Source organism: Methylobacterium sp. AC315 (genome assembly GCF_979253755.1).
On record NZ_CEEDEA010000062.1, the window covers coordinates 1 to 1246 of the forward strand.

The window sequence follows — 1246 nt, forward strand, 5'->3', positions numbered from 1 at the left end:
TGACCTGACCGGCTGGCTTTGGACCGGGCTGATTGAGAGGATCAGCCAGGACTGAAGGAGCTGGACATGAAGCGAGGTCAGAAGACGGGTGCGGAGCAGGTGGTGCTGAAGCTGCGCCAGATTGAGGTGCAGACGGCCCAGGGTAAGAGTTTGGCGATAGCGTGCCGGGAGGCGGAGATCTCCGAGCAGAGTTACTATCGCTGGCGCAAGGAGTACGGGGGCCTGCAAATCGACCAGGCCCGTCGGATGAAGGATTTGGAGCGCGAGAACGCTCGATTGCGCCGGCTCGTGGCTGACTTGTCCCTGGAGAAGCAGGTGCTGGCGGATGTCGCCTCGGGAAACTTATAGCCCCGGAGCGACGCCGGCAGGCAGTCGACGCCATCCAGGAGAAGTACGGCCTCTCGGAGCGTCACGCCTGCCGGATCGTCGGCCAGCACCGAGGCACGCAACGCTACGTGCCCACGGTACCAGCTGACGAGGATGCGCTGACCCGCGCCATCATCGCCTTGGCGTCCGAGTACGGACGCTACGGCTACCGCCGCGTCACCGCACTGCTGCAGGCAGCGGGCTGGCAGGTGGGGAAAGACCGGGTTCAGCGGATCTGGCGTCGTGAGGGGCTCAAGGTCCCGCAAAAGCATCGACCACGCAGCCGTCTCTGGTTGAACGATGGCTCCTGCGTACGGCTGCGGCCTCTCCATCGCAATCACGTCTGGAGCTTCGACTTTGTGCAGGGCCAGACCCATGACGGGCGAAGCCTGCGTATCCTGACGCTGATCGACGAGCACAGTCGCGCCTGCCTGGCGCTAAAGGTCGCGAGGCGCATCAGCAGTCTGGGTATGATCGAGGCGCTGGCCGATGCGATGTGCCTGCATGGCATCCCCGACAACATCCGCTGCGACAACGGCCCAGAGATGATCTCGAAGGCTTTGCGGAAATGGGTCGCCAAAACCGGCCCGCAGATCCAGTACATCGCACCAGGATCGCCGTGGGAGAATGGCTATTGTGAGAGCTTCAATGGCAAGCTGAAGGACGAGTGCCTACGCCAAGAGATCTTCTACTCGCTCAAGGAGGCACAGACCGTGATCGGCATGTGGCAGAATACCTACAACCGCGTTCGACCGCATTCGTCCTTGGGCTATCGGCCGCCCGCGCCTGTCACCTTCCCGGACCTGGCCTTCCGGCTACCCATGGCCGCCACCATGCAGTAGCCTCTCAATCGGCTCGGTCCAAAATACCGGTCAGGTCA

The 1246-nt window shown here is 62.8% G+C and carries 1 protein-coding gene; it reads left to right on the top strand.

Going from position 1 to position 1246, the window contains the following annotated elements:
* Nucleotides 1-66: 66 nt before the first annotated feature.
* Nucleotides 67-1208, top strand: a protein-coding gene (locus AC0IY0_RS28695) for an IS3 family transposase (RefSeq protein ID WP_471766467.1) whose coding sequence is annotated in 2 segments (ribosomal slippage) — nt 67-334 and nt 334-1208 — 1143 coding nt in all. Because the reading frame shifts where the segments join, the coding sequence is not laid out codon by codon here.
* Nucleotides 1209-1246: the final 38 nt, after the last annotated feature.